We start from the raw sequence: 25972 nt of genomic DNA on the forward strand, positions 1-25972 counted from the left end.
ACCGTACTCCACGCGCATTCCGGCCGTCATTCTGGCCGTCAACAATAACGCCATGACCTTCAGCGATCGCAGCGGGGGCATATCGCGGCGCCGGGTCATTTTTAACTTTTCACGGGTCATCCCGGAAGACGAACGCGATCCGCTGATGACGGCAAAGATAGAGGCTGAGCTGCCGGTCATCATCCGCCACCTTCTTACCCGCTTTACGGACCAGCAGGAGGCGCGTCAGCTGCTGTCTGAACAGCAGACGTCTGAGGAGGCCCTGGCCATCAAGCGCGAGTGCGATTCGCTGGTGGATTTCTGCGGTTACCTGACGGCTTCACCGCAGTGTGACGGCATGTTTATCGGTAATGCAGAAATTGTTCCGTTCAGCCCGCGCCGCTATCTCTATCATGCCTACATGGCTTACATGCGGGCGAACGGGCTGAGCAAGCCGGTATCGCTCATGCGGTTTGGCACAGACATGCCTGGCGCCCTTGCCGAACATGGAAAACTGTATGAGAAGAAAAGGACAAAGCAGGGCATGCGGTCAAACCTGCTGCTTACACCCGAGGCTGAAGAATGGTTGCCTTGTTGTATTGGTAAAACAGGAGAAAAATTAAGTTAATTAAAAAAGTGTTCACCAGTGTTCACCTTGCAAAAAAATGACTATTTATCATAAGTATAAGGGGTGAATACTTTTTCTTTAAGTATTCACCAGGTGTTCACCTGTTCACCTTTAAGCCTCCCAGGGTGACCACCAGGGTGAACACCTGGTGAATACTATTACTCAAAGATTCACCAGGTGTTCACCCTGGTGGTCACCCTGGGAGGCTTAAAGGTGAACAGGTGAACACTTAAACCACTATTCTTTTTTTTCGTGCGTTTGAAAAAACGTTGCTGCTCTGAATTTTACGAATATCAGAGGCCTTTGGTGTCAGCCCGCTCAGAGACCGATGTACACGGCACGTCCAAAGCTTCAGGCGCCGTTTCTCACGTTAAGCGTTTTAGTAAACTCAATCCTTATGACTGTCGCGTTAGAAGAGCTGCTGACCCACTGATGCCCCGCCATCAACATAGAGGGGCTGGCCGGTTATAAAGCCGGCATCCTGTGACATCAGAAAAGCAACAGTAGCCGCAATTTCGTCTGGCTTGCCAAATCGCCTCATTGGCACTCCCCTGAGATAACGCTCTTCACCTGCGCTGCCTGGCGGGTTATTCGCCCGAAAAAGCTCCGTTTCAGTCGGCCCCGGCGCCACCGTGTTCACCGTAATACCTGTCTGAGCGAGTTTCAGTGCCCAGTTACGGCTGAAGCTGATCAAAGACGCTTTTGCAGCGGCATAAGCTGTCCGTTTAACACTGCCAAGCTCCGTCAGGCTGGAAATATTAATGATTCGGCCCCATCCCCGGTCTTTCATGCCGGCGAGAGTGGCATGTGTCCCCTGTACAGCGGGATAGAGAATGACGCGTATAACATCTTCAAAAGTCGCTAAATATATATCGCCGAGTCGCTGAGGTTTAACCAGATCCACATTGTTAACGATCCTGTCAAATGCGAATCGCTGACTGAACTCTTCGAAAGTCTGTTGTGTCTGCCTGGCGTTGGAAAGATCTGCGCTGATTAAGCTTGCAAATGTAATGAACCGGCATTAGGCACCACAGGAAAGAGTTATGCGATGTTGACCTGGGCTGAACATAACTGACGGCGCTCATCATGACAAAGTGAACGTTGAATCGCATTTTTTTACCGCTTACGCTTGTCATAATAAATAACTCAGCAAGAATGAACGGTGAAGGCAAAAAAATATGTTTCACCCCACTTCGGCCCCTGGCGGGCCTTTTTTGCCTCTAGTACCCCTCACTGCTAGGCGTAATACACGTTGCCAGGTTCAGGAGCATACCGGCCATAAAGCCGTTGTCCCGGAAGGTCAGGGCTACTGCCCTGCCATCAGTTCATGAAAGTAAAAACTGAAAGCTAGAGAAAATTTGATTTCTGACCGTCATCCCACTTACCGCAATGCGCCCTGAATCTGCGTTTTCATCCTCCAGTGGCTGATGCGTCCGGAGAGCAGTGACCGGCGTGTACTACGGCAGGCGGCCAATTATTACTGGAAGAGGAATCACCAGAGCTGAGAGATATAAGCATAAATGATGTCGTCGGGATGGACAGATAACGGACAAACGACCGGTCCAGCATACAGCGAATGTCTAAACCTGAGTTACCGTTTAAAACGCAGCATTTATTGGAGTGTTTTGCCCCAGAGAGAAAAGCGGGACGTATGAAAAATCGTAAATAATGGAGAGTCCCTGGCAACCTCCGGCATGGCGGCATTCGGGGATAGAACTGGACAGTTTTCATGCATGGACTATTATTCAGATACCATGCCGCAGTGATAAGCATGATGGACCTTCAGTACTCTCTTTACAGCCCGCTCAGCGCGGGTTTTTTTTGCGCTGCCTGTTTTTACGCTGAAGATTTTCACTCCCACCTGTCACATAAAAAAACGCCTACTATCCGCCCAGCCCGGACAGGGGAGTCGGATGATTATGGAAACATTCACCTGTTAGGCAGTTCATCCAGTCAGACGTTTCCCCGTATCAACGTGATGCTGTGATAATTACGGGCCAGCCATGGCAGGTCCGGCTGGTGGGTTATCCTGGTTTTGCATGTGCATTTAAGCGTGTGTGTTAATCACCATTGTTAAGACAGGAGGCGGGAGGTCACCGTGACCCCCCGTAGTTAAATCAACGCGTTTTCTCGCCGTCTTGTTGCTTGTACGTTGCGAAAGGGCTCTTCTGCAGAGGAGCTGAGTGGCAGGTACGAATCAGGGATGTCAGTCTGACTTCTGCACATTCGTAATCTGTGGCGCAGCATCAAAAAACTGATAAGACCCATCACGACGTGCTTTCGCCTGGTACATCGCGACATCGGCGTTATCCAGTAACGTTTTTGCTGATGCCGTGCCGAATTGCGCAAGGCTGATGCCAATTGCGGCTCCCACGCGTACTTCCATTTTATTGATAGTGAAAGGTTCTGCCAGGCTCTCAATAATACGCTGGGCAATGGAGGATGCCGCCTTGCGGTTAGTGCACCTTGCGGCTATGACAAACTCATCGCCTCCCAGGCGCGCCACAGCGTCGCCCGGGCGCATGCATTGCTTGAGTCGCTTACTGACCTGTTGCAATAACGTATCGCCCGCGGCGTGCCCCATCGTGTCATTGACTGCCTTGAACCCATTGAGATCAAGAAAAAGGACGGTTGTGTAGTCTGCATCTTTCGGTTGTGCGAGCATCTGCTCAATTCGGGTATTGATCCACGCACGATTGGGTAACCCGGTCAGCATGTCGCGGGTTGCCATTTTCTCCAGCCTTTCCATCCGCTCTTTATCGCGAGTGATATCACGTGAAACCAGCACTGCGCCGATGTTCCTGCCCGTCGACGGGTTACTGACACCGCAGGCTTTGGTGCCAAGGGTAAGATAATAACCGTCCCGATGCCGTTTTCTGACCTCCACCACGTCTGGCAGGATACCTCCACTGAAGATGTGTTCCAGCGCTTCTGTAGCGGGGCCCCGATCGTCAGGATGCAGAAAATCAATTACCCTCTGCCCGTTCATTTCATCTGCTGACCAGCCCATCATTGCGCTGTATGACGGTGAGACAGATACGTACCTGCCGCTGGCATCACAATGGGCAATAAGGTCAGTGCTGTTTTCAATTAACAGGCGGTATTCTGCTGCCGTGCGCAGTGCGTCCTCAAGCGCTTTGCGCTGACCGGTTATATCCAGAATAAACCCCTGATAATGAGAGTAATCAGGCGAAGGCTGACAATGTGGCAGGCCAGAAAAAATCACCCGTCGCATTTTTCCGTCGAGACAACGGATCGGTACTTCAATATGAAACGGGGCAACGCCTTCAAGCGCAGCCGTTAATTGCTGCGCAATTTTTGCATCATCGTCTGCCTGCGCAAACTTCAGCCATGCGCTGAGCGTGACACCTTTCAATGCGGGTATCAGACCTTCAGGGTATTCCTGGCTGGTAATGCAAACGCCCTGGTCGTCCGTGGTCCAAACAGCGGAAAAAGTTGATGTGATAACAGTGTCCAGGATGATCGTCTCCGATGTTTGTTGACGAAACTAAACGCGCTCAATTTCCGTCAGTGCCGCCGTCGGTAACCCGCATTGCTGCCCCGAAAACCAGATGGGAAGAGCAGGAGGATTTTTCGTTATGTGACGCTCCGGCAGGAGCAATGACGTATTCTGCATTCTGTTTGCTCACTCTTGCAGCCGTAAATTCTACCCGCAGTGATGAGTGAGAGTGAGTTGTAGCGCGCTATACGTTCAGGTGATGTGACTTACATTATCGGCGCATGTGGAAACAACCTTTAACGGCACGACCGTAGACTATAACCGGACTCTCAGGAGATAGATATTCACCCCCATGGTTAATTATCATTAGGGTGATCGTCGTACAATATCTGGCAAATTCGTAAATGATTGGCCGGCTGTACCGTTAAGGCACTGCTCTTGAGCCCCATTAATAAGCGGGCGCGCATCAACGGGGTGCCCGCGGGCAGGGAAGGATCCCTGTGACACAATCGTTGGCGGAAATTGTTACTTTCAATAGGACCTGTGGGATACCGTCATCACTATTACCCCTGTGCTAGCGCCTGGTGTTAGCAATGCCTTGGAAACCCGCATCGATTTGCACCCGATGTCATCATCAGACTGCAGTGCTTCAGTCCTGTTCGAATCAGCAACGTCGTCTGATTTTTTGACTTTCGCGGGAGGGGGGCTGGGGTGATTTTATTCCAGGGAGTCGATACCATAAACCCAGTACACGTGATTCAAAACAGTGACGCTTGCAGGTATGGCCATCGCCATCAGGCCAATTGTCCGACCGTTAACCGGAGCAACCGTTGTGGTTATGAACAAACCTACCCAGACGCGCCCTAAGTACCAGTATCGCTTTCTGGCTGTCTCACGCGAGGACCGGTCCGCTCCCCCGTTCCGTCTTTGTATTGATGCGGATTCAGAACAGGAAGCCCGCCGCATTCTGGCCCCATACTTTATCCTTTCTTTGTTGGGGCAGCAGCCTGCAGATGAAGGGGAAATGTGTAAGTCCATGAATTCCTGATTTGTCATCCATTTCCTGCACGACCTTATGGTGGTGCGTCAGGTATACATAATGATTTCAGGAGCGACCGGATAAAGAAAAGGAAAAACTCAGCTGCTGCAAAACCGCGCCTGAAGGATCAGGTGGTGCAGCATAATGCATCAGTGAAACAGGCGTGGCGGTGCCACTTGTATCACCTGTAATAAGAAGGCTGACTCTGCTATTTTTTTTCGTGTCAACGTGTTTCTGGCGTACTGCGTTGCGTGCTGAGCAGTGCAATCCTACCGGCTTATGCATCTTCGATTCAGTGAACATTTCCTGATTCAGGGCATTTTTCTCTCTCCTCCATCTGCTGTTCAAATTCTGTAAGTCAATCATTATCATTTGTGGTGGCGACATCCCGAAACGATCGGTCTGTATCTTCCGTTCCGTTTAGGCATTGATGCCTGCTCAGAGCAGTAAAATCGCCGCCTGCCAGCCCTTTACTTCATCGTTAATGACGCCTGCCAATTCAATTTTTGGAAACTTTACTTCTCTGCGCATGGTATACAGCCTGACGTAATGGACATACGCATGATGAAGGGGGAGGGGCGACCTTAAAATTAATGATTGAACCACTATGTAGTGACGATATTACCTGTGTATTTAGGAAGAAAATCAAATTCGTTTCAGATGGTCAGCATAATTCTGACTTATTTAGACACTCCTTTATATTTTATGCGATGTTTTTCTATGACAAAATAATGACGTTATGACCACGTTGATATGCCTGCGGGAGACGTAAGAATGCGTCATCAGAAACTGGCGCAACCTGCAGCGTGTGAGTTAAAGCTTAGTGAGGTTTTTTTCCAGAGGAGGAGGGATGAGCAGGAAAATCATTATTAATAGTGTGGTGGATTTCGAGCCGGAGAAAAAAAGAATTTCGGGTAAAAAGGGAACGTCCAGTCTGAGCGCCTCGGCTGCACTATGTTTCGAACTTCTTATTGATAATGTCGGGGATCTGGTAACGCACGATCAGTTCTATGATTATGCCTGGCGACGATTTGGTATGGAACCAACCTCAACATCTCTTTATCAGAATATTTCAGCACTGCGTAAGTCGCTCATTAAGGCCGGTCTGCAACAGGATATAATCAGAACGATGCCGCGAAGAGGATTTCTTTTATCTCCCCTGACGCAAATTAACCGGACAGAACCAGAACGGATTGTGGTTGATGATGTTAATGCTAAAGAAATGACCATGGAAGATAAAAAAGAAAAGGATGATTTTATAAATTTTAATGTTGTCGCTGAAATGGAACCATCGAAAACTGTTCTGCCATTGAAGAGCGAAAGTCATGTTGTAATGTGCAGGAACAGTAAAGTGGGGTGGATGTTAGCGTGTCTGTCAGGGATGGTTATCGGGGGAATTACCTATTATATAGATTTAAACATGCATGTTCCCCCTGTATTTTCTGAAAAGCCGGTTTATTACAAAGGATGTGTCATTTACTCTAATAATAAAAATGATTTCGAAGGGGATGAAATGTTCAGGGTTGTTGATGACCTCAATCTCAAGTGTGAAAATAACCGTTATGCTTACCTCACCAGTTACAGGTTTTCCGATAGAGTTTCACTGGTTATCTGCCGAAATCCCTTAAATGATAAAATACCCTCAGAATGCTACTCCTTATACTACATTGAGGATATGCGGAAATGAAAAAGATGATTTTCTTCGTGGTTTCGGGAGTGGCGACCTTCTTTTGTATGTCGTATGGTGGAAGCTATTTTATACCGGAAAGATGTCATGCGGAATTTTCTTTCATAAGAGGTGACGACAAACTCAACCTGGTGACATTTCAGCGTCTCTTTTCCGGTGTTGGCACAGTATCTGTTTCGGGGGTTTTGTCTAAAAGGGGAAAAACGGTGGGCTACATCAGCAAGACAATCAGTTTTTCCTATGAAAAAAAAGATAATGTTTATCTTGCTACATCCAGGGTCATTTCCGTTTCACCTCAGATGTCGCTTAGCCGGAAAGTGGAAAAGGAATGGTTCCCCTCTTTCTTTTATGATGTGGGGCAAACGCTTGTCTGGACTTCTCGTCCTGTCACTCACCATAGCTCACTAATCTTTACCAGTACAACACCGCTTTTTGTTTGCGAAAAGATACATTGATTAACGAAGGGGCCCCTGACAGAAAAATTTTCTCGTACAGTCATCGGGGCGCCTCTTAAATAACTTCATCACGTTCTGAAAACTACATTTTTTAACAGAGAAATTAGTTGTAACCTATTGAATTTAATTGTTTTATTTTATTTAATTTTTATGAATATATTATAACTACCCTCAGTTCTCCCAGCTGGTTAAAGTCCTCCCTGAAATCAACTTGCAGGAATACACTTGCAGGAAAATACAGGGGGTCATTGTCATTATGTTTTTAAAACGGTTCGTTGCTTTTAGTATTACAGGTAGCTTCTTATTCGCTAATTCGTCTTTTGCCGCCATGGATATCAATGTTCATGGTGCTATTTCGCCAAATGCCTGTACAGCCAGTATCATTGGCGGTGATTCTCTGGACTGGGCAACGACTCAGCATGAGAATCTTAAACAGCATGACTTTAATACTTTGCCAAAAAAGCAGGTTACGTTGCAGGTAAGCTGTCCATCAGCGCAGAGTCTCGCTTTCTGGGCTACAGATCCTAACGAAAATAGCGCCTTGGAGGGAATGGATACTTCAGGAAAGGTAGGTCACATCGACAAATTGCGTGTTTTTGGGCTGGGCCTGGATCCTGTAACCCAAAATAAGATAGGAAACTTCACCCTTTCTCCGGTTTCTTCGACAGTCGACGGTGTGACTAACTCCACCTCAGCCGGATATCAGGTCAGCGGTTCACACAATAATTCTATTTTCTCAAGAATTCTGAGTTCACAGTGGAGTTACAGTAAAGCTGAGGACTGGACGCCATGGGATGAAGCGGCTAATAAGCCTGCGATGGGTAAGTCAATTTCGTGGTTGCTGGATATCGAGCCACAACTGAATAAAGGTGAGCTGATTAGCAATGCGCAGAAGATAGAGTGGCAGGGAACAGCGCAGGTTAACGTGCGTTACTTCTGACTGGTCGAATTAAAGAGCGCAGGCATCTCTTCAAGGGATGCCTTATATTAAAATGCCTAATAAATTTCTATCTATTTATATTTGTACCTGCTTTCTTTGGGATGCCAACGCCTGGGGTGACGTTTTACATTTTGACGAAAATCTTATTGCTGCAAACGGCATATCCTCTGAGCAACTAAATGACGCGTTAAATCGCTATGTTTTACCTGAAGGTTACAGGAAGGTTGATGTTTACATAAATGGATTTTACACCGCTTCAGGAGGAATTAATTCTATGAACGGATTGTTGATATTCACACGTGCAGTGAAATCAAAGCTGAAAATTAAAGGTAGTGCATGGAGGGAATACCACAGAGTAGGACGCTGTGCTGGTTTTATTCTGGATAAAAATATTAGTTATAAATTCGACCGCTCAGATAACGCTCTGCGCATCATTGTGCCGGCTGAATTACTTGAAGAGCCTGCAGGTAGAATGAGTTTTCGTGGAGGACGCGGCGCTTTCATCAATTACAATACATATGCCTATCGCTATTCCAGTGTTTCCGGAATGTTCAGCAGTCTTAACGCCGACTATGAGGCGGGAGGCAATGTGAATAATACGTTAATCCGGGTACATGGAAACTACAGTCAGTTTCGGAGTGAAAATGGATCGTCTGCAGTCAACCAGGTGCGTGATGGCTATATTGAACGGGATTTTAATCGGGTGAGAATTCGTGCTGGCCGTACAATAGTCAATGACGGTGGTTTCGGAACAGGATACGTTGATGGTGCAATCGTTTCATCTGCCGAGGGAAATGCGTCTGCATATATTAATTTTTCCTATGATGCCCCTGAAGTCCTCTCGGTGGAATTCTGGCAAAACAATTTGCTTCTTTGGAAACAAATTATTCAGAAGGGGCACGCGGAACTGCGTAATATTCCGGTTGCCGGGTTCAGCAGTGATGTAACGGTGCTGATTAAGCGTCAGGATCAGGTTATCTATTCACAGATAATTTCCCGCGGGCAGATTACCACAAACAGATACGGCACGACCGGCTACTACGCTTTTTCGGGGCGTGCAGTGAATGGGGCCCGACGGATAGTCAACGGCGTGGGCTTCAGCAAGGCACTGGGAAAAAATATGGCTCCCTCTGTGGCCATGGTTTCATCGGGAAAATACCGGGGCCTGGCAGTCAGCAATACAACTTTTTACGGGGAATTTTTCACCACGATGTGGCTAACGGGAGTACAGAATGAGAGAGGGCAGCGCAGCCTGAGTCTGAACGTTACAACCAACCATAAAAATACCAGTGTGAGCTATAGCGTTAACAGCCGTCACTTTAGCTATCTGGGAGAGGCGCAACAGGCGCATTACCGTTCCGAGCGTAGCAGCATCAGCCTTACACAAACTCAGCCTTTATCAGACAGGATAACGGGGAGTGTCTCACTCACGCATTACCGATTTTATCGTGCACACAGCAATGATGCAGTTTCGGCCAGTCTGAACTACTCCGCTGGTATGGCTTCACTGGGAATAGGACTGTCGTATATGTCCCCTGTGGCAGGCCGTTCTGTCAGGGATAAAGTCAGTACAAATTTGTCACTCAGTATCCCGCTCAGTATTAAAAAACACAGTGTAAACTGGCGTAGCCAGTATTACAGCTACGCAAAAAGAACCCGATTCTCAAATTCGCTGAGTGCACAGGTTACAGACCGATATACCGTCACTGCCAGCCACCAGCGGGTATCCGGGAGGACGCGATCCGAGTCTTACATGCTGGACAATAACGTCAGCACGCCCTATACCGCAGCGGATGTTTCACTGTCACAGGGTAAAGACAGTGGGAACTCATCCCGGATGACCGCGGTATCTTTGTCGGGGTCAATCGCAGTGAGCAGGAAAGGCGTTATCTTTTCTCCGGGGCGAATAAGTGACACCTGGGCCGTGGTGGATACCGGTGTGCATCGATATCTGGAGGTGTCGTCGCTCCGGAACAGTGTAGTGACGAATCATGACGGGAAAGCAATCATCACTTCTGTGGCGGCAGGCAGTGCTGACTTTATACGCGTTAACCCGGAAGGATTGCCGCCTGGGGTCATTATTAAAAATAACGTCAGGGAATTTTCTGCTGAGCGGGGGGCTGTACCTTTATTTGATTTCAATGTGGTAAACAACCGTTCCTTATTAGTGCGCTGGAAAAGTAAACCTGCATGGATTCAGCAGAACGATTTATTTTACGACGCTGCCGGAAAACTGATAGCCCGGTTTATTGATAAGGACGTTCTTCTGATAAATGAAAATGATGTCAACGAGCTTCAGAAATCAGGTATGTCTTCACCAGCCAGAATAAATGTGCAGTGCAGACTCGTAAAGTTTAATCCGAAAAAACAGGAAAGTATCAATGATGTTATCTTCAAGTGTAATGGCGCGTAGCCTTGCTGCGTTGGCGTTAACGGCAGCGGTTCTGCCCCATTTTGCCCTAGCTGAAATTACGCCCTCATCATCCGCTGTGATTATTGAAGCAGGTAAGAATGAAGCCTCTATCGATATAAAAAATAACGGTAATAAAAGTGTGATGCTTTACAGTAAAATAAGAAAACTACCCGATGATAATCTGGCGCATGGCACCCTGTTTACCGAACCGCAGGTTATTCTTGTGGCACCGGGCGATACACAAAGTATTCGTATCATTTACAGGACCAACACACCTGACAGTCATGAGCACATTGCCCGGGTCGTTTTCACCGGTCTGCCCCCTCAGGATGAGGTCAGTGAAGGTAAGATAAAAATTCTTATCGGGCAGGATCTTCCGGTCGTGGTCAACCTGAGAAAAAATATTGAACAAAAAGATATGTGGCAGATCGTGAAGTACCGTCTCGACGAGGGGAAGCTATGTATCCAAAATCCCAGTGCCAAAGTTTTTCGTTTTGTTCCGACGATGAATACAGATGAAAAAAATATCACCGTGACCTTTAACAAATCCTACGTGTTGCCGGGTGAAGAAATGTGTTCTGTGCCCTCCGGTCTGTTATTTCACGGGATGCATCTCAATGTAGAAAGTGTCAGCGATTACAACTATCAGTTAAAAAGTAACAAAGTCATTTTATAAGCGTTATAAAAACATAGATTATAAAACTTACAGTTTTGAGCGAGGGTATTTTGCTTATCGTTAAAGGGATTCATGGAAAAAGCGTGGTACTTAGTGACGTAGAAACAAACGTTATCTGGTTTATCATGACGGGGTTAAAGCTGGAGTATATCGCGTACCGCGTCGGTATGAGACATCAATCGGTAAGTTATTTAAAGCGCAGAATCATGCGAAAGCTCGGTGCAAAAAATAATAATCAACTGATCGTCTGGTATATATCCCAGCGTCGTGGGTTAAGTCTCAGTGATGTCAAAAAGGCCATGTTGAAGCCCTTCAATAAAGGGGGGCGGTGTGCCTGATTAGCCGGACTTTTAACGGTAACATACCTTATTGTCAGACAAAACGTTCCCGTTCAGATCAGCCATACCATTGGACATGTATTATCGAAACTTTCACATAATGCATGTCCATTTCGTGGCACTTTGGTAGAAGCCTGGCATTCTGGCACTGTGGGGTAGGGGCAGAGCGCGTTCGCAGGCAACCGAGGTGGTGAAACCGCGTATTTTTCTGCCCACTACAAGGCTGATCCTTACGTCTTAGGACATGTCACTCTGTTCTTAAACGCGTGAGGTTATGTGTTATGCAACTCAAATCGACCGGCTTTTTACGTCTGCCGATCAGTAAGCCTGGCCCGATCCTGGCCATTTTTTTGCCATCTCCTCCATCTCGTATTCCAACTCTTCAAGCCAGTCATCATTCCGTTCAACGTGCTGCGTGCCTGTTCTGTTACCGTTATCGGTGCTTACGGGATTTCCAGGTAACTCACTGTCGTTCTCATTATGCTTCATCTGCGCTTTCCTCTCTTAAAAGCTATTCTCGGCAGAGAAGTGGATGTGTGCAGTGAATATACAAATCTTTTCGCATACCCCGACATTATGGCTGGCGGAACCTGATTTATTGCAGTCAGGTGTAAACGCAATTCTGACGTCTTCGCCTTACTCAAACCGCGTGAATGTACCTGAGCTGTCTCAGCAAACGTTGAGATGATCCAGGATAAGTTTGTTATGGCTTCGGGATATACGCACTTGCTGGTGTTTGCTGTCAGGCTCAGCCTTTGGGCTCAATGCCCTGGCGTTGTAATTCCTTTCGGGCGAGTTGTTTAAGCCAGTTGCCAAGGCTTACGCCTTCCCGCTCGGCAGCTTCGTTGAGCTGCTCCCTGAGTTCAGGGTTAATACGAATCTGGAAAGTTGGTGACAATCCTTCGCCCTTAGGGGTTCTATCTCTCTTTGCTGTTGACATGTACGTACGTAACCTCATAGGATGTTTCTTGTTACGTACGTACATTAACATGCCGTCCGTAATTGTAACAACGCCCTGACAGTGCTTGGAACCACTGTCAGGGCGTCTGACCAAACCGTTAATAGGAGTAACAGTTATGGCTATGAACAAGCATACCCAAACTCGCCCCAGATATCAGTATCGCTTCCTGGCCGTTTCGCGTCAGGACCGGTCTGTACCCCCGCTCCGTCTCTGCACCGGCGCCGGCTCAGAGCAGGCTGTCCGCTGCCTTGCCCTCTCTCCCGCGGACCCGCTGCCCGTTCAGGAGGTCCAAAATGCGTGAGCCCATGGATTTAGATCAGGCTGAATTCCAGGCCGAGATGGCCACCTCGCTGTTTGAGGTGATTATGGACAAGGCCTGTCAGGAGTGCTCGCCCCAGCTGCGGCACCTCATCAGCCTGGCCTGCGACATCAACTTTGAGATTTACCGCGCGCTCAGGGCTGACGGAGGAAAGCACCATGATCAGTAACGTGAAGTTTAACGAACTGGCCAGCCGGGTGGAGGCGCTCACTGCGCGCGTCGGGAACCTGGAGGCCAGCCTGAACGCGCTGGTGGATTCGCAGGGCGGCACCATTCCGCCCGGCATGGCGCCGGTCAGCACGCTGGCGGCGGAGTTTGGCATCTCGACCAAAAAGGCGGAGGAGCTGGCAAAAAACGCTGGCGTGATGCTGGTGCGGCACAGGGCCGGAGGCTATCTGGTGCCGGACGAAAAATTCCGTGAGGCGGCCCGGCTGGTGCTGCGTGCGGCCAAACGGAAGTACGGCTCGGCGTACTGGTACCACCCGCTGATTGGCAAATTCCAGATGAGCGGAGGCCTGCCGAAATGAGCCATCCCCTGCGGCTTACTGAGCCGCTTTCCGACGCGCTCTTTGCCTGCGTCTATCTTTGGGCGCACGGACGCCCCTGCAGCCGCTCTGAGCTGGAAAAGGCCGCCCGCCAGCATCACGACCCGGCAACCCGCTGCGGCAGGCTGGTGGTGCGGCTGATGCAGCTGCACGGCATGACCTACGAAGACCTGTGCGACGCCGGCTACCTGGGCACGGACGCTGAGCAGGTGAAGGCGCTCCGCCGCTCGGTCGTGGCGGAAATCCTCGGCACGGAGGCGCTGAATGCCTGCCTGCGCGACACCGGGCGCATTCAGCGCGTCTTCCCTGCGGCAGACGCGACGAGGACCCGGCTGCCGCTGTCGCGCGGCTCTGAGGGCTTCGACGCCCGGCAGGACTATGTGATGAAGCACGTCCTGCCCGCGCAGGCGCTGTGCAGCATCTACGGCCCCAGCGGCTCGTTCAAAAGCTTTCTCGCCGTCTCCTGGGCCTGCCATATTTCGGCGGGCCTCCCCTGGGCAGGCCACAGGGTTAACCGCGGCGCGGTGCTGTATATCGTGGGTGAGGGCGGCATCGGCGTGCCGCGCCGCATCCGCGCCTGGGAGCAGGTTTATCAGCAGCGCGTGGAGAACGTCTGGCTAGTAAACCGCCCCGTCTTTCCGGTGCGTCAGTCAGAGGTGCAGGAGGTCATCCTGGCGGCGGGGCAGATTGCGTCAGAGGGCGGTCTGCCGGTGCGGCTGATTGTCATCGACACCCTGGCGCGCTGCTTTGGCGGCAACGACGAGAACGACGCCCGTGATATGGGCGCTTTTATCGAGGGCTGTGACGACATTAAGCGGAAGACCGGCGCCACGGTGCTGGTGGTTCACCACTCAGGGAAAGACGAGGCCAGAGGGGCGCGGGGCTCCAGTTCGTTCCGTGCGGCGCTGGACGCTGAGTTTCAGGTGAAGCGCGAGGATGAGAACATAGCCCTGATACTTTCCTGTACCAAAATGAAGGACGCTGAGGAGCCGAAGCGCCGGGCGTACGACCTGCAGCCGGTCAGGCTGTTTACGGACGAAGAGGGAGAGGAAATCCACTCGCTGGCCGTGCGGGATGTGGCCCGCGATGTTAATGATCACGATCCACATTTATCCAATATCCCGAACCTGAGTGAAAACCATGCCACTCTGTGGGCGCTTATCCGTAGCCGGACTGAAAACGGTGATGCCTGTACCCGTGCATTACTGCGTGATGACATGAAAGCCATGGGTATAGATGTCAGCAAAAACTTCAGTCGCTGGCTGGCCAAGCTTGAAAGCCATGGGATGGTAACAATCAACGATGAAGAAATAACAATTATCAGCTGCCGGAAAAGTGAGGGATAAAGTGAGGAGTGGTGAGGGGGAGGTGCGGAATTTAACCTCTGCCCCTCACTTTTCATGTATATATACGGAAAAAATGAGGGACGGTGCGGAAACCCTTGGTATGACTGGCTTCAGAGCGATTTTTCGAAAAACAGGTGCGGAAAAAGTGAGGGGCAAAAAAGTGAGGGAGAAAGTGAGGAGGTGTGAGGGAAGCATGGCCGTGCTTATACACTGCTGACCTGACATTAAGGCTCACTAAGGAAAGCTCGGGCAGAATATCCGCTTTGTCCCAAAAGCAGACATTCAAGCAGCTATCAGCTGTGCCAATCTTTGCGTGATGAAACTGATGACAAATCATGTTTTATTTACGTAAGGTAAATGCAGGTTTCACCACCAGAGAAAGGGAGTGAGCGTGGGCAGATTTAAGGGCAAGCGGATACTAATTACTGGAGGCACGAGTGGCATGGGGCTGGCAGGCGCTCAGCGTATTGTCGCGGAAGGTGGCCATGTAGCCCTTACCGGTCTTAATGAAGAAAGACTGGAGCGTGCACGCAGTCTGCTTCCTGCAGCTTCGCTTATTCTGAAAAGCGATGCTGCAAGCGAAGCTGATATACATGGGCTTGGTGAGGCTATTAACGACTGGGGTTCACTTGATGGATTATGGCTAAATGGCGGTTATGCTGAAGTAGGCTCCCCGGAATCTGTAACGGCAGATTCTTTCAATCGTATGATGAACGTTAATGTGCGAGGCCCAATGCTACAGCTGGCAGCCCTGTCCGAATCGCTCAATTCAGGCGCGTCCATTTTGGTAACTTCTTCCTCCTCTGTCTATGAAGGTGCGGCGATGACAAGTCTGTATGCAGCGACGAAAGGTGCCATTATCGCTATGGTCAAAAGCTGGGCATCAGCGCTGGCTGAACGCGGTATCCGCGCTAACACATTAGTGCCGGGTCCGATTGAAACCAACTTCAGGCACTTTATGCCAGAAGAGTCACGTCAGCAGTTTGAAGATTTTGTGGTAAGCCAGGTTCCTTTAGGCCGAACCGGAACAGCAGAAGAGGCCGCTGCAGTTGCACTTTTCCTGCTGTCCGATGACGCATCCTATGTTACCGGCAGCCAGTATGCTGTAGATGGCGGGCTGGCTCATTACTGAAGTTTTTTAAGGAGAGTAAATTCATATGCGTATTCCGGATTACCCTTCACAAGATTCCGATAAATGGGCCCAGGTAGATGCATGGTTTTCTGAAAAGCTAGCCCCTGAAGATTCAGATTTAAAATACGCTCTCGCTAATAACTCAGCTCAAGGTTTGCCGACACATGACGTATCCTCTTTGCAGGGAAAAATGCTGGCTATTTTCATGCAAATGTCACGTGCCGTTCGTGTTCTTGAAATAGGCACGCTTGGGGGGTATAGCACCATATGGATGGCCAAAGCTCTTCCACCCCATGGAAGCATAACGACAATTGAATTCAACGAGCATCATGCAGAAGTGGCCAGCCAGAACATCAATAAAGCGGGGCTGGCTGAGCGCGTCACGTTGCACAGGGGAGTTGCGCTTGAGGTCTTACCCACGCTTGATGCGCCTTTTGACCTGATTTTTATCGATGCCGATAAAGTGAATAACCCCCACTACCTTGAATGGGCTATCAGATTGTCGAAACCAGGCACTGTTATCGTAGGAGATAACACCGTGCGCGGTGGCAATGTCATCGAATCTGGTAGTGAAGATCCGAACGTTATAGGCCTGCGAAAATTTGTCGAAATGCTTTCTGAGGATGAGCGCCTTGAAGCGACGGCAGTTCAGACTGTGGGTGAAAAGGGATGGGATGGTTTCGTTCTGGCTATCGTTAAAACCCAATGATGCTATTTATCATTCAGGAAAACGCACTTATCTTCAGTGTTTATTCACAATTTCTGAATTATAAACACAAAGCATTCAATTCCTCACTAAGCGAACATTGTTTATTGCACATGTCCGCTTTGTGCCAAAAGCGGACGTTAGTTTAATTGCGGTATGTTAGTTTACAGAGAGAACGTTTACGGGATATCAAGTTGTGGCACTATGCATGCAGCGTATATGGCGTCAGAAACAAAGTATGACAACAATTGAAAACGCGTTAATTTTTACCTTTTGATCGGGTATCCAAAGAGAAGATTTAAATGAATGAAGCTGAAAAAGCAGCAGCAGGATTGCTGTACGATGCAAACTATGATGTTGATTTACTTAAGCAACGAGATGATGCCAAGCTGAAAATTTATACTTTCAACCATACGGCATTTACGGAAAAGGAAAAAAGAGAGGAGATCCTAATCAGTCTGCTTGGGAAGCTCGGGGAAAACTTTGTCATTGAAGGGCCTTTCTACTGTGACTATGGGTATAACATCGAAATCGGTGACAATTTCTACGCTAATGTGAATTTTACAATTCTTGACGGGGCGAAAGTTTAAATTGGTAACAACGTGTTTATTGCTCCGAACGTGGGAATCTACACAGCCGGTCATACTCTTGATTCCAGACGCAGAAATCAGGGGCTTGAATATGCTCTTCCTGTAACGATCGGGGATGATGTATGGATCGGTGCCGGGGTCAATATCCTGCCAGGTGTCAGAATAGGAAAGGGTAGCGTAATTGGTGCGGGTGCAGTGGTGCTTAAAGATGTGCCTGACGGTGTGCTTGTCGCCGGAAACCCCGCCAGAATCATAAGAGCAATAACGGATGCAGATGAAAGACACTATAGCTAAAATCTGTATTCGACCGACAGTAGTGTAATCAGGTTGCTGTCAATATTACATTTCAGGGCTTAGCGAGCTTAAATCGTTCGATTCTCTCTCCCGTTAAACATTGAGCGTAATTTTAACTGATATCCAATCTTCAGATATTCATCACTCATAAGCAATGATTTCGGGCATAGCGCCAGGATAAGATAAAATTAATGCAAAAACAGGCACGGTGACTGCTCATTATCTGTGTTCACATCAGTAAAATGAACAGAATTGGTATTCACCGTTGATGACCGCCTTCCTTTCTAAAAAACCTGTCTTCGCCTTGAAGATGGGATGCTTCAGGTTTCTGGCTGAGTGAGCCACACTATTATTCCAGGCTTCTTCACTCGCTCCGCAACTTCACCACAGCTCTGATTATAAAGTGGCACCAGAACAGCCACTTTTAGGCAGTTCAAGCCCGATTGAGGAGAAAACTCTGAATGCCTGCCCTGCAGGCAAAAATAATTTAAATCCGCGGCTCTTCCTGGTGACAACATCGGGCAGATACATGGCTATCTTCCGTCCGTTGTGCACAATACGCATCATGTTTTCAGTTTCTATTTCAGGCTGACTGCTCTGGAGTCTCACGCACTGACTGCGGTGTTTTCCCCGTCCACATCAGGAATGCGCGGGAAAAGGAGTTGGCATCCTCAAACCCCAGCAGGAATGATATTTCCGCACCTGACATGTTGGTATTCCGGAGATAGTGAACGGCCAGAGATTCCCGGACGCTATCAAGAACCTGCTGAAAAGACGTTCCTTCATCCTGCAGCCTGCGTTGCAGTGTGCGCGTGCTGACCGCCAGTTTCTGGCTAACGGAGTGCATGGACGCCTCCCCTGCGGGTAGCATTTCCAGCAAAATGGAGTGCACTCTTTCTGACGTGCTGGCCATCTTGTCCAGATCAGCCAGCCTCTGGCGCAGGGAGGGCTCAAAAAACTGCCACATCTTATGATTTTCTGTCAGGAAGGGGCGCTGCATGTCTTCATTCAGGAAAACAATTGTCGTTATTTCACTGGCTGTAACCGGCGTACCAAAAAATTGCCCGTAGGCCGGATCATCGATATTTATTTTATCCGACGTCCACGGCAGGCTAACGCTGACAGGCATCACGTGCGTGCGCGTCGCCAGACGTATCAGCTGGGTAAAAAAGACCAGTTTAAAAATCAGGAAAACTTCCGGTGGTCGTCGGGTTTTATCGATGAAGTCCAGAGTGACTGAAGTCTGGGTAGCATGCTGTTCTGCCCTGATGATCATGGGGGCTATCAGACGCACGTACTTAGCCATCCTTTCCAGGGCACCGATCATGTTCGCGCTGCACAGCGCGGCAAACAGCTCCGGATCAAACCAGTCGGATGACATTACCTTTGCAATCTGCAGTGCGACAGGCACGTCCGGATACCGGGAAAGGCCCTCGGCCTCAATGGCTTTCCACAGCTTAAAGAAATCCTCAGGATTCAGACGAACGTTTTGGCGTGCAAAGAGATCGCCTGGCAGCTGTGCGCGGCGCAGTACGGGAGAGGCCTGCACTCCCGCATCCTGCATAAGGAGGCGCCAGCCCGGCCAGATGGAATAGTCCTGCACATTAATATTTCGTTGTTTAGGCAAATCTGTATTCTCTCTGTTCATGCACACAGTCTAGGGGGCCGATCATGCCACCTCAATAGCGAAATGCGCCAGTTTAACTTTATCTATATTGGCGCATTTCGCTTTCAACATGGCGTGTTTCGCTAGTGTGCCATCGAGTTGCCCGGTGCAGAATGGTTCTCAGACACCAGACAAAAACACCAGGGTAAACACAATGAAAAAAACGATTCTGATTACAGGTGCCTCATCAGGTTTTGGCCTGATGCTGGCGAACAAACTTCACCGGGAGGGGTTCACCGTCATTGGCACCAGCCGCAGTCCGGAAAAGTATCTGGAAAAGGTGCCCTTTAAACTTCTGCGTCTCGACCTTGATGATGAGAACTCTGTTGAATCGTTCACCCGCGAACTTTTTGCATACACGAAGCAACTGGATGTGCTCATCAATAACGCAGGCTTTATGGTAACCGGCATTGCCGAAGAGACCCCGGTCGAGGTGGGGCGCAGACAGTTTGAAACGAATTTCTGGGGTACCGTTCGGGTAACTAACGCCCTGCTGCCACACTTCCGCCGGCAGAAACGCGGACAGATTATCACCGTCAGTTCGATTGTTGGCCTGATCGGGCCCCCAAACCTTTCCTATTACACGGCTTCAAAACACGCGGTTGAGGGCTACTTCAAGTCCCTGCGTTTTGAACTTGACCAGTTCAATATCAAGGTCAACATGGTTGAACCTGTTTGGTTCAAAACAAACCTTGGTGAGAATGCCGTGTCACCGGATGGTCATCATATCCCCGATTATGACGCGTATCGCACCCGGGTCCGGGCCGCGACGCAGAAAGGCATCGACGAAGCAGAATCGCCCGATGCGGTGGTGTCGACCATTATGCGCCTTATCCAGACGAAGGAGCCAAAGTTCAGTAATCCGGTGGGCAAAATGACCGGGATGATCCTCTTCCTGCAGAGCTATGCGCCAAAAATGTTTGAAGGTTCAATTCTAAAAAGCGTAAAGACTGCAAAGTGAAAACAACCCGGTCTCATTTTGACTGAATAAATGCCCTATTTTTTCTCACAGAGGAGCACACCATGGCCCGACCTGATATCAGCCCCGATGAAGGCACTATAACCGGCAAGCCACATGAAGCCGCTCTGGCGGGGCTCAAAGAATGGCACCGCATTGCTGAACACCGCGACTGGAAAAGCCTCCCAGGACTGCTGGCAGAGAATGTCGTATTCCGTAATCCGGCCTCTGCTGACATCTACCGTGGCAGTCAGCCCATGGTCGCGATACTCGAAGCCGTTTTCAGCGTCATGCAGGACTTCACTTACCTGCGTCACTTCAGCAGCAACTCCGGCTTTGTCCTGGAGTTCAGTGCGCAAGTAGACGAGGAGCACCTATCTGGTGTTGACCTGATTGAGTTCGATCAGAGCGGGAAAATTACCGATTTCATGGTCATGATGCGTCCGGCTGATGTGGTGCACAATCTATCTGCAAAAGCGGCTCAGCATCTTGCTATCGCACACCTGCCCTGAGAATTAAAAAAGCGAGCGATTATCACTTTTTAGACCCGTTCTGGAGATGAAATGAAAACATACCTGTGTAAATGGATCCCACCGCGCCCGGACTTTCTGGCAACGATGTCGGACGACGAAAAAAGGTGGATGGGGCAGCATGGCGCCTTCCAGAATAACCTTCTCGATGAGGGCGTCATCATCGCGCACGGACCGGTCATTGACGACAACGGGGGATATGGAGTGTCAATTTACAGAATTGCGGATCAGGAAGAGATTGCTGATTTCACCTCGCAGGATCCCATTGTCAAAAATGGTGTAGGACATTACGAGCATTTCACCATGCTTCACGTAACGTCAAAATTTTGATTTAAAGTCTATCTCATGAGGAATCAGCATTGAAAATCCAAAATTCCGTTGCTCTGGTGACCGGCTCAAACAGAGGACTGGGGGCTGCATTTGTGCGCGCTTTACTCGCGGCCGGCGCGAGTAAGGTCTACGCTGCCGCGCGTGATTGCAAAAGCATTACCGAACCCGGTGTTGTGCCGGTCAGCCTGGATGTCACACGCCCGGAACAAATCAGCGCGCTGGCGCAGGAGCTAGGTGACGTAAACCTGCTGATTAACAATGCCGGGATAGGGGGATCGGGGTCCGTTTTTTCCCCAGATTCACTGGCGTTGCTTCACAACCAGTTTGAAACCAATGCGGTCGGACCATTACGCATGGCACAGGCATTCGCGCCGATTCTGGCCAGTCATAATAACAGCGCAATAATTAACGTTATCTCAGCGCTAAGCTGGGCAACGTTGCCGGGAACGACCGGGGCTTACAGTGCTTCTAAGGCTGCTGCATGGGCACTAAGCAATGCGATGCGACAGGAATTGAAAGCTCAGGGAACCCACGTTCTTTCACTCCACGTTGCCTTTATTGATACGGATATGGCACGTGGCGTCCCTGGTGAAAAAGCCTCTCCCGATGAGATTGCACGTATGACCCTGGCTGCGCTGGAAGCAGGAGAGTCGGAGCTTCTGGCGGACAAAGTGACTGAAAGCGTTCACGCCGGGCTGACTTCTCACCCTCCGATGTATCTCGGCATGATGGGTTACTGACTGAATCTCTGGGCGCTCTTCAGGGCGCAGTTCCTGAAGGCGCCATCTGCTTTGTCCAGCTCTCTGATCGGCGCAAAATACTTCCAGGATGAGAGACTTAACCGGTAAGGCGATTGTTGCATTATGAACAGTTTTGTGACCGAACTTATCAGCTGGATTGAAGACAACCTTGACAAGAAATTGGCGCTGGATGACGTCGCCAGCAGGGCTGGCTACAGCAAATGGCATTTACAGCGCATTTTCAGGCAGGAAACCGGGATGCCTCTGGCTACTTATATCAGGAGGCGCCGGCTTACTGAATCAGCCGGGCTGCTGAAGATGACAGGTCTTCCTGTCATCGAAATCGCAGAAAGGTTCACCTTCAGCAATCAGCAGGCTTACACGCGTACGTTCACCTCACACTTCAGTATTCCACCTGATAAGTACCGGCGTTCAGAAGGCTGGCCCTTCAATCATCTGCAGCAAAACCTTGTACATAAAAAAGGCCACATCGGGGTTCCAGAATTCAGGCAACTATCTTTCGTTTCCCGGGAAAAGGTTATTTTAAGTTACTGCTGTCCGGTAGACAAAATCAGGTGCGTGAACTTTCATTTTTTGCAGCGCAGGAAAGCGTTTCAAAAGGCCTCGGATGCGCTGCGCGGGAGACCGATAAGGAGCGTTGCAGAACGGTTTACGCCGGCTGAATCTCCGGATAATCTCACCGTGAACCTCATATTTTCAGGCGACCTGCCAGCGGAACGTAACCATACAGAACGGAAACCGGGAAGTTCAGAGAGCGAAATATTTCTGTGCTTTCCTTTCAGAGGAAATGCCCTGCAGCTTCTGAAAATGCAGATCGACGTTTATAGTGCTTTTCTTCCAGGCACCGCCTTCGCCCGGCGGGATGCACATGACCTGTTCATTGCCTCATCAGATTGGTACCGCTTTTCTGAGGAGACATTGGTGACCGGGTTCTACAACATTCCTGTCAGCCGTGAGTGTGGCAGACCGATAAAGCCTGCAGCCGGTGAGGCATGACCCGGCAGGTTTAAAACGAATTTTCCGGATACTGCATAATCCTGCAGCAGTGACAACCGGGTACAGGAAGCATCAATGGAGACAGACCCTGAATATGATTGAATCGATCAAATCAGCAGGCGCTGCCTGGATAAATCAGCCGCGCATCAGCTGCCTAGCGGAAGGACGACTGCAACTGACCACTGAACCTCATACTGACTTCTGGGAGCAGACATACTATGGGTTTCGCCGTCATACCGGGCATGCTTTTGGGTACAGCATTGACGGTGACTTTACGTTGCAGGTGAAAGTGCAGGCTGACTTCAGGCATCTGTACGATCAGGCTGGAATATTTCTGAAAGATGACGATCAGAATTGGGTTAAAGCCGGCATAGAGTTTAATGACAGTCAGCCCGCCATGGGCTGCGTGGTGACAAGAACATTGTCAGACTGGTCAAAGGGAATATTTCCGGGTACTCCAGAAATTTTCTGGATGCGGGCCACGCTGCACAACCAGTCGCTGAGAATACAGTATTCTGCCGACGGGCTGACCTGGCCTTTGCTCAGGCTCTGTCACTGGCCGGGGACAGAAAGGCGGTTTGTGGGAGTGATGGCCTGCACGCCTGAAAGAGAGGGGCTTGAGGTTAGATTCAGTGAGTTTTCGATACGTTCTCCCCTCGGCAGAGCGCTGCACGATCTTACGTAAGCCCGGCGAATGCGAAGCTGCGTCATGCGTATGTCTGCACTCTTACAGCCGCTGAGGCAGACTGGAACTGACTGCTCATGTATGGACAGTCAGCTGAAACTACAAAATCTTTTAGTGAATGAAGTCAAAAATGCATCTTCTGTGTTCTGTATATAAAAAGTTTGATCAACCCGATACCGGTAAGCTGCTGTTAAGAATAATGCTGGGTGGAATTTTAATTTTTCATGGTGCCCACAAACTGATTTACGGTATTGATGAGGTCCGTGAGATGCTGGCGGCATCCGGCCTGCCTGCATTCTTAGGCTACGGTGTTTATGCCGGCGAACTGGTTGCCCCAGTGCTGCTCCTGGCTGGGATTCTGACGAGGGCGGCTGCACTTTTCATAATGATTAACATGGTTTTTGCGTGGTACCTGGGGGATGCCCCTGAGACCCTGCATCTTGACGCTCAGGGCGGATTGATGATTGAAGGTCTCCTGTTTTACTTTTTCTCAACCATTGCTGTCATATTTCTGGGGGCAGGAAAATATGCCGTTATAAAGAACAGTTAATCATTTATAATCAATATTAGAGAAAAAACGCCACATGCAGTATAGCTGGCAGTGATCGCAGTAAATTTTTAAACGGCAGGTTTTTTTAAAAACCTGTCGCCTTATCCGAGTCAATCATGCAGCAATCCTCTTCGGTCACTGTCTGCATTCATAGCGTCGCGTTAACGTTATATTCCCTCGGGATTTTCCCCGAATTTGATTCATCGCCAGTGGAGTTTTTCTTCTTGCTTTTACAGCGTTCAAAATCGCGAGTTAGAAAATATCATTCTGACATTAAGCTTATGTCCGCTTTTCGCTCATAGCGGACAGTGTATCAGTCCGCTTTGTGCCAGAGGCGGACATTAGTAACTGGTAAACGCTGTTGTTAGACTTTCCCGGTCAGAGTAGATAGGACCCGTCTGGTTTAGATTTCGAATAAAATTTATCTGTTTTAATTTTTTGCAAAACTGCTGTGAAGGCTTTTCAGCACTTCATTGATTGCTCTGCTTACAATCCGATCCTCCCGCATAACTGCCCCTAGCGTACGGTGAAGAGGGGGCGTCACGGGGTATAGATCGAGCCCCGCTCTTTCCCCGATACATGCTACGGACATTCGGGGAACAATGCTGTAGCCAAGACCTGCACGGACCATTCTTTTAATAGCCTCAATACTGCCCAGCTCCATGATCGGGCAGGCCATATGTCCTGTCTCCCTGAACCATTGATCAATCAGGGCGCGTGTCCCGCTTCCCGGTTCAAAGATAATCAGCGGCAGCGGCAACAAGGCGCCCGGAGTCCATATTTTTACGCTCTGCTTTGAGGCATCCTTTTCCATAATAACAACAAACTCATCCGTACCCAGCGGGATTATGCTGAGGTTTTTACCTGCGGCTGGCAGAGTCACCAGCCCAATGTCAATACGGTTTTCCTCCACGCCCCGCACAATATCGGAAGTGTTACCTGTGCGTACGTCCACCTTCAGCAGGGGATGGGCCTGTCGCAATTGCTGAAGTAAGGGAGGCAGCAGATGAATGCAGGCCGTTGCGCCTGTGCCGACAGTAACAGTGCCGGTTATTTCATCGGAATGCAGGCACACAGATTCAACTGCTGTACTTACCACGGCATCAATTTTCAGGCTGTGCTCAGCGAGGGTCAGCCCGGCAGGCGTGGGTCTTACTCCCCGGCTGGTTCGCTCGATAAGGCGGACGTGAAGCGCCTGCTCAAGTTGTCTTATCTGCAGGCTCACTGCCGGCTGCGACAGACCAAGTGCATCAGCCGCGCCGGAGAAACTTCCCCGGCTGATGACCAGTCTGAAAGTAGCCAGATGATCGAGATTCAGGTTTGCCATCCCAAAATTTTCCTTATGCCGCTGATAAGTCCTGCTGCCTGTATGAAATGATGTATTCGGGTTAGCCTCTGCTTCTGACCGAATAAGGAGCCGTACTGATGGAAATAACCCTCGCAGATGAACGACATATACACGCCATCCAGCAGATTTATGCTTATCACGTATTGAACGGCACCGCCAGTTTTGAAACCGAACCGCCGAACCCGGCTGAAATGACAGCCCGTCTGAAAAAGGTGCGTGCAGCAGGACTGCCCTGGTTTGTTGCGGTCGGGGACGGCAATGTCCTCGGGTACTGCTACCTGTCACGCTATCGGGAGCGGTGTGCCTACAGGTTCACCCTGGAAGATTCTGTATATATTGCTCCAAACCTTCAGGGTCAGGGGATCGGGAAAAAGTTGTTATTAAGCGCGGTTGCATGGGCAGAAGCGTCTAACTTTCGCCAGCTCGTAGCCGTCGTTGGAAACAGCGAAAATAGCGCCTCTCTCGCCCTGCATCGCGCGGCAGGCTTCAGTATTACAGGAACACTCAGATCCGTGGGCTTCAAGCACGGACGCTGGCTTGATACGGTCATCCTGCAGCGAACGTTGGGACAGGGTGACGCCGCCTCTCCGGAGAGCACAGTTTGACTGACAGGCATCTGACTGGCCGTACCCTCTTTTGC

Annotated in this window: 30 protein-coding genes; 23 read left to right on the top strand and 7 right to left on the bottom strand. The window is 49.6% G+C overall.

What is annotated here, in order from left to right:
* Positions 1–607, top strand: a 607-nt coding sequence (locus tag ERD80_RS01875) for a primase-like DNA-binding domain-containing protein (protein WP_248295804.1), incomplete at its 5' end; no start/stop codon positions are given.
* 409 nt (positions 608–1016) lie between these two features.
* On the opposite strand, the gene ERD80_RS01880 is transcribed toward ERD80_RS01875, so the two are convergent.
* Entirely contained in the window at positions 1017–1619 is a 603-nt protein-coding gene (locus ERD80_RS01880; RefSeq protein ID WP_136545590.1) for an SDR family oxidoreductase, read from the bottom strand.
* A 1194-nt stretch (positions 1620–2813) separates the two neighbouring features.
* A complete protein-coding gene (locus ERD80_RS01885) occupies positions 2814–4085 on the bottom strand; it encodes a sensor domain-containing diguanylate cyclase (RefSeq protein WP_136545591.1) in 1272 nt (423 codons plus the stop codon).
* Between the two features lie 820 nt (positions 4086–4905).
* On the opposite strand from ERD80_RS01885, the gene ERD80_RS01890 reads away from it, so the two are divergent.
* Complete coding sequence (locus tag ERD80_RS01890; RefSeq protein ID WP_136545592.1) at positions 4906–5115, top strand: host cell division inhibitor Icd-like protein; 210 nt, start codon at positions 4906–4908, stop codon at positions 5113–5115.
* 57 nt (positions 5116–5172) lie between these two features.
* Here ERD80_RS01890 and ERD80_RS01895 read toward each other — a convergent pair whose 3' ends face one another.
* Positions 5173–5472 (bottom strand): hypothetical protein, encoded by a 300-nt coding sequence (locus ERD80_RS01895; protein ID WP_136545593.1) that lies wholly within the window; start codon positions 5470–5472, stop codon positions 5173–5175.
* 484 nt (positions 5473–5956) lie between these two features.
* Here ERD80_RS01895 and ERD80_RS01900 point away from each other — a divergent pair, with 484 nt between their 5' ends.
* The 6 genes from ERD80_RS01900 (at position 5957) to ERD80_RS01925 (ending at position 11615) form a co-directional block, all read left to right on the top strand.
* A complete protein-coding gene (locus ERD80_RS01900; protein ID WP_136545594.1) occupies positions 5957–6793 on the top strand; it encodes a winged helix-turn-helix domain-containing protein in 837 nt (278 codons plus the stop codon).
* Entirely contained in the window at positions 6790–7248 is a 459-nt protein-coding gene (locus ERD80_RS01905; RefSeq protein WP_136545595.1) for a hypothetical protein, read from the top strand. Before ERD80_RS01900 ends, ERD80_RS01905 begins: the two co-directional genes overlap by 4 nt.
* Positions 7249–7504: 256 nt before the next feature.
* Positions 7505–8188: a DUF1120 domain-containing protein gene (locus tag ERD80_RS01910; protein ID WP_136545596.1), complete on the top strand. Its 684-nt coding sequence runs from the start codon at positions 7505–7507 to the stop codon at positions 8186–8188.
* Positions 8189–8225: 37 nt separating this feature from the next.
* On the top strand, positions 8226–10601 hold the full coding sequence (locus tag ERD80_RS01915) for a fimbria/pilus outer membrane usher protein (protein ID WP_248295805.1): 2376 nt from the start codon (positions 8226–8228) through the stop codon (positions 10599–10601).
* Positions 10570–11277: a fimbria/pilus periplasmic chaperone gene (locus tag ERD80_RS01920; RefSeq protein ID WP_248295806.1), complete on the top strand. Its 708-nt coding sequence runs from the start codon at positions 10570–10572 to the stop codon at positions 11275–11277. The genes ERD80_RS01915 and ERD80_RS01920 overlap by 32 nt, the downstream gene beginning before the upstream one ends.
* Before the next feature lie 83 nt (positions 11278–11360).
* The gene (locus ERD80_RS01925) at positions 11361–11615 is read left to right on the top strand and encodes a LuxR C-terminal-related transcriptional regulator (RefSeq protein WP_282183355.1); all 255 of its coding nucleotides are present in this window, start codon (positions 11361–11363) and stop codon (positions 11613–11615) included.
* Between the two features lie 318 nt (positions 11616–11933).
* Here the strand turns inward: ERD80_RS01925 and ERD80_RS22365 are convergent, their stop codons facing one another.
* Both ERD80_RS22365 and ERD80_RS01930 read right to left on the bottom strand, forming a co-directional pair.
* A complete protein-coding gene (locus ERD80_RS22365; protein WP_168926242.1) occupies positions 11934–12104 on the bottom strand; it encodes a hypothetical protein in 171 nt (56 codons plus the stop codon).
* A 259-nt stretch (positions 12105–12363) separates the two neighbouring features.
* On the bottom strand, positions 12364–12555 hold the full coding sequence (locus ERD80_RS01930) for a YlcI/YnfO family protein (RefSeq protein WP_136545598.1): 192 nt from the start codon (positions 12553–12555) through the stop codon (positions 12364–12366).
* A gap of 314 nt (positions 12556–12869) precedes the next feature.
* On the opposite strand from ERD80_RS01930, the gene ERD80_RS01935 reads away from it, so the two are divergent.
* The 7 genes from ERD80_RS01935 to ERD80_RS22960 all read left to right on the top strand — a co-directional run bounded on the left by ERD80_RS01935 (position 12870) and on the right by ERD80_RS22960 (position 17508).
* Complete coding sequence (locus tag ERD80_RS01935) at positions 12870–13064, top strand: hypothetical protein (protein ID WP_021509672.1); 195 nt, start codon at positions 12870–12872, stop codon at positions 13062–13064.
* Positions 13054–13422 (top strand): hypothetical protein, encoded by a 369-nt coding sequence (locus tag ERD80_RS01940; RefSeq protein WP_136545599.1) that lies wholly within the window; start codon positions 13054–13056, stop codon positions 13420–13422. Before ERD80_RS01935 ends, ERD80_RS01940 begins: the two co-directional genes overlap by 11 nt.
* Positions 13419–14786: a helicase RepA family protein gene (locus ERD80_RS01945; protein ID WP_136545600.1), complete on the top strand. Its 1368-nt coding sequence runs from the start codon at positions 13419–13421 to the stop codon at positions 14784–14786. Before ERD80_RS01940 ends, ERD80_RS01945 begins: the two co-directional genes overlap by 4 nt.
* A 391-nt stretch (positions 14787–15177) precedes the next feature.
* Positions 15178–15918, top strand: coding sequence for an SDR family oxidoreductase (locus tag ERD80_RS01950; protein WP_136545601.1), 741 nt, complete (start codon positions 15178–15180; stop codon positions 15916–15918).
* 25 nt (positions 15919–15943) lie between these two features.
* Complete coding sequence (locus ERD80_RS01955; RefSeq protein ID WP_136545602.1) at positions 15944–16627, top strand: O-methyltransferase; 684 nt, start codon at positions 15944–15946, stop codon at positions 16625–16627.
* Between the two features lie 299 nt (positions 16628–16926).
* Entirely contained in the window at positions 16927–17214 is a 288-nt protein-coding gene (locus tag ERD80_RS22955) for a maltose acetyltransferase domain-containing protein (protein WP_282183353.1), read from the top strand.
* Between the two features lie 30 nt (positions 17215–17244).
* Entirely contained in the window at positions 17245–17508 is a 264-nt protein-coding gene (locus ERD80_RS22960; protein WP_282183356.1) for a DapH/DapD/GlmU-related protein, read from the top strand.
* 583 nt (positions 17509–18091) lie between these two features.
* On the opposite strand, the gene ERD80_RS01965 is transcribed toward ERD80_RS22960, so the two are convergent.
* Positions 18092–19156 (bottom strand): AraC family transcriptional regulator, encoded by a 1065-nt coding sequence (locus ERD80_RS01965; protein WP_248295807.1) that lies wholly within the window; start codon positions 19154–19156, stop codon positions 18092–18094.
* A 172-nt stretch (positions 19157–19328) separates the two neighbouring features.
* On the opposite strand from ERD80_RS01965, the gene ERD80_RS01970 reads away from it, so the two are divergent.
* The 7 genes from ERD80_RS01970 to ERD80_RS02000 all read left to right on the top strand — a co-directional run bounded on the left by ERD80_RS01970 (position 19329) and on the right by ERD80_RS02000 (position 23984).
* Positions 19329–20135 carry an SDR family NAD(P)-dependent oxidoreductase gene (locus ERD80_RS01970; protein ID WP_136545603.1) on the top strand — a complete coding sequence of 269 codons (807 nt, stop codon included), beginning with the start codon at positions 19329–19331 and terminating at the stop codon, positions 20133–20135.
* A gap of 62 nt (positions 20136–20197) precedes the next feature.
* A complete protein-coding gene (locus ERD80_RS01975; protein WP_136545604.1) occupies positions 20198–20644 on the top strand; it encodes a nuclear transport factor 2 family protein in 447 nt (148 codons plus the stop codon).
* A gap of 51 nt (positions 20645–20695) precedes the next feature.
* Positions 20696–20992 (top strand): YciI family protein, encoded by a 297-nt coding sequence (locus tag ERD80_RS01980; protein ID WP_136545605.1) that lies wholly within the window; start codon positions 20696–20698, stop codon positions 20990–20992.
* A 29-nt stretch (positions 20993–21021) separates the two neighbouring features.
* A complete protein-coding gene (locus ERD80_RS01985) occupies positions 21022–21732 on the top strand; it encodes an SDR family oxidoreductase (RefSeq protein ID WP_136545606.1) in 711 nt (236 codons plus the stop codon).
* Positions 21733–21855: 123 nt separating this feature from the next.
* Positions 21856–22749 carry a helix-turn-helix domain-containing protein gene (locus ERD80_RS01990; RefSeq protein WP_136545607.1) on the top strand — a complete coding sequence of 298 codons (894 nt, stop codon included), beginning with the start codon at positions 21856–21858 and terminating at the stop codon, positions 22747–22749.
* Between the two features lie 94 nt (positions 22750–22843).
* Positions 22844–23434 (top strand): DUF1349 domain-containing protein, encoded by a 591-nt coding sequence (locus ERD80_RS01995; RefSeq protein WP_168926243.1) that lies wholly within the window; start codon positions 22844–22846, stop codon positions 23432–23434.
* A 130-nt stretch (positions 23435–23564) separates the two neighbouring features.
* Positions 23565–23984 carry a DoxX family protein gene (locus ERD80_RS02000; RefSeq protein ID WP_136545608.1) on the top strand — a complete coding sequence of 140 codons (420 nt, stop codon included), beginning with the start codon at positions 23565–23567 and terminating at the stop codon, positions 23982–23984.
* Positions 23985–24414: 430 nt separating this feature from the next.
* Here the strand turns inward: ERD80_RS02000 and ERD80_RS02005 are convergent, their stop codons facing one another.
* Positions 24415–25311, bottom strand: a complete 897-nt coding sequence (locus tag ERD80_RS02005) for a LysR family transcriptional regulator (protein WP_058759808.1) — start codon at positions 25309–25311, stop codon at positions 24415–24417.
* Between the two features lie 98 nt (positions 25312–25409).
* Between ERD80_RS02005 and ERD80_RS02010 the strand changes: the two genes are divergently transcribed.
* Complete coding sequence (locus tag ERD80_RS02010; RefSeq protein WP_136545609.1) at positions 25410–25937, top strand: GNAT family N-acetyltransferase; 528 nt, start codon at positions 25410–25412, stop codon at positions 25935–25937.
* Positions 25938–25972: the final 35 nt, after the last annotated feature.

Origin of the sequence: Pantoea sp. R102, assembly GCF_004916815.1 — a bacterium.
In the GTDB taxonomy this organism is placed as follows: domain Bacteria; phylum Pseudomonadota; class Gammaproteobacteria; order Enterobacterales; family Enterobacteriaceae; genus Pantoea; species Pantoea dispersa.